Source organism: Loktanella sp. DJP18, assembly GCF_049310965.1.
Classification (GTDB): Bacteria; Pseudomonadota; Alphaproteobacteria; order Rhodobacterales; family Rhodobacteraceae; genus Loktanella.
In genome coordinates, this window is the sequence record NZ_JBMERN010000275.1 from 1 (window position 1) to 2,258 (window position 2,258).

At 60.6% G+C, this 2,258-nt stretch carries 3 protein-coding genes and 2 pseudogenes; 4 read left to right on the forward strand and 1 reads right to left on the reverse strand.

The window, feature by feature from the left end; translation table 11 throughout:
* Both ACOI1H_RS25075 and ACOI1H_RS25080 read left to right on the forward strand, forming a co-directional pair.
* Positions 1-130, forward strand: a pseudogene (locus ACOI1H_RS25075) (IS256 family transposase); the annotation flags it as partial.
* 46 nt (positions 131-176) lie between these two features.
* Positions 177-515: pseudogene (locus ACOI1H_RS25080) on the forward strand (DDE-type integrase/transposase/recombinase); the annotation flags it as partial.
* Positions 516-593: 78 nt separating this feature from the next.
* Here the strand turns inward: ACOI1H_RS25080 and ACOI1H_RS25085 are convergent.
* Positions 594-1,373, reverse strand: a complete 780-nt coding sequence (locus tag ACOI1H_RS25085; RefSeq protein ID WP_422440992.1) for a GntR family transcriptional regulator — start codon at positions 1,371-1,373, stop codon at positions 594-596.
* A 144-nt stretch (positions 1,374-1,517) separates the two neighbouring features.
* On the opposite strand from ACOI1H_RS25085, the gene ACOI1H_RS25090 reads away from it, so the two are divergent.
* Together ACOI1H_RS25090 and ACOI1H_RS25095 are read left to right on the forward strand one after the other, a co-directional pair.
* Positions 1,518-1,748, forward strand: coding sequence for a hypothetical protein (locus ACOI1H_RS25090; protein ID WP_422440993.1), 231 nt, complete (start codon positions 1,518-1,520; stop codon positions 1,746-1,748).
* A gap of 6 nt (positions 1,749-1,754) precedes the next feature.
* Entirely contained in the window at positions 1,755-2,021 is a 267-nt protein-coding gene (locus ACOI1H_RS25095) for an ATP-binding protein (RefSeq protein ID WP_422440994.1), read from the forward strand.
* The last annotated feature ends 237 nt before the right edge of the window (positions 2,022-2,258 follow it).

The window sequence follows — 2,258 nt, forward strand, 5'->3', positions numbered from 1 at the left end:
CGACACCGCTGCGCTTTCGCTACTGGCCAATGAAGCCGGCTATGATCCCATCGAGGATCGCCTGCGAGAAAATATCCGCGCCACGATCGAGGCGGTTTTTGAAGAGGAACTGGAGGCGTTTCTGGGACGAGGTTGAAATAGCCCGATCATGCCGGCTGAACAACTTGGCAATGCCGGCTGTCATCCTCGACCTCTACTCTCGCCGCGTCATCGGCTGGGCGGTCAGCAACCGCATGAAACGGGATTTGGCGATCCGGGCGTTGGACATGGCTGTGGCGCTGCGGCAACCGCCCGAAGGCTTCATTCACCATACGGATCGCGGGTCGCAATACTGTTCCAACGAGTATCAGCGCCGCCTGTCAAAGCACGGCTTCAAGGTCTCGATGAGCGGCAAGGGCAATTGTTACGACAATTCGATGGTTGAGACATTCTTCAAATCCATCAAGGCAGGGCGAATGCTTCACCGAAAGGCGACTCGGCCGATGCGCGGGCACGTTGCGAAACATGAATATGTCGTGCAGGCCGTTGTTGATGGCCGCATCCTCAGCCCCTTTTCTTGCGCGCGGCGAGAAGACTGCTGCGCCACGGCCCGATCAGATGTTCGGGGCCGACACCGCGAAATGCAGGCGGGACCGGTCCGTCAGATAGTGCGCCGTGTAATATTCGATCTTTTCGCCCCGCGCGTCGGACCCGACGGATTCAATCCCCAACAGCGGGCTGCCGACCGGCACCTGCAGCAGCGCCGCCTGTTCGGGTCCGGCCTTCACGGCCTCTATCCAGCGTTCGGCCCGCACCAGCTTGATCCCGTATTCCCGCCCGATCGTATCATAAAGCGACCGGTTTTCCATCGGCAGCCTGTCCAGACCTGGCACAAGGTGTTCGGGCATCACGCATCTGACGATGAACCGTGGGTGTCCGTCAACAGAGAGCAGACGGTCCAGTGCCACAAGAGTCACATCGGCGTCGATGCCCAGCATCTTGCACATGCGCGCTGTCGGCATCACTGTCCCCCGCCGTAAGTTGTGATGCGACACGGGTCTGCTTTTGTCCGTCAGTTCGCCGGAGAAGCCGATCGTCGTGCCGATGAAGTCCTGATCGTCCGGGCGGGCAGAGACGAAGGTCCCCTTGCCCTGAAGCTTGTAGATGACCCGTTCGTTCACCAGCTGCGACAGCGCCTCGCGCACGACGGTGCGCGAGACACCAAAGCGCTGGCACAGCGCGGCCTCGGACGGCAGTTGGTCGTGTTCGGCAAGCTCACCTTTCAGGATCAGGCGATTCAGTGCGGACTTGACATGATTCCAAAGCGGATCGGACCGGTTCCGACCCGCCGGGCGCGCGCGTTGCGCGATGTCATGACCGTCCTCAGCCCCCAAAAAGTCGACCTACCTGAAAAGACATTCCCGAAGTGGCATGCCGTTTGACGGCAAGGTTGCTTGACTGCGCCAGTCAATCAAGTGGTTTTTGCCCTGAGCGGTGTCTGCGATCACTCAAACGTCCGAGGTTTGGCGGATTGGCCAATGAACCCGCAGCATCCCGGTTCGGCGGCGACGTTTTTGAGCGCGGATGGCAAACCTGTCCTACTGCTTTCGTTCAGTTTTGGCTTGGATCGAGGCCACGCGCATGGCGGCAGGGTGAAGCCGTGGCGGTGGATCATCGCATTTCGCCTCAGCCATGATCTCATTAAAGCGAGATTGCTACATGTGCGCAGTGCGCTGCTCGTGACATCGAATTGGGCAGTGGGCGAATAGGGAACCGTGCTCGGCGAATCCGTGGTTGCCACCGCGATCCTCGACCGGATGCTGCACTACAGCCATGTCGCCACCGTTTGCGGCGAGAGCTACCGACTTCGCGAAAAGCGGCGGAGCGGCCTTCTGCAAAAGGCCGCTCCGCTGCAGGACAACACCAATGTTCGGCCCACAATTGGAGGGGGTCAGTACCTGATGTCGTTTGAGACTGCCTGGCGAGCTTGCGCACCGATTGAGGCGCGGAGCTGCCCAGCATATCCCTCAGCGCCTCAATGAACAGGTCCGGCCGATGGATGCGGCCAATGGCGCTTCCGGTTCGTCCTGAATATGTCTTCTGGCTGCCACAGCATCGGTAGCGCTGCACCTTGCTTTGGGTGCGGCCCCCCTTACCCGGGCCACTACGCGGCGGGCTTTTTACCAGGACCCGGCGGCATAGGCGAATGTCTTGAACCGCCGGACCTTCTGGCCACCATTGCGCGTGTAGCGGACTGCCGTCGAGCCTTCCAAGGCCTG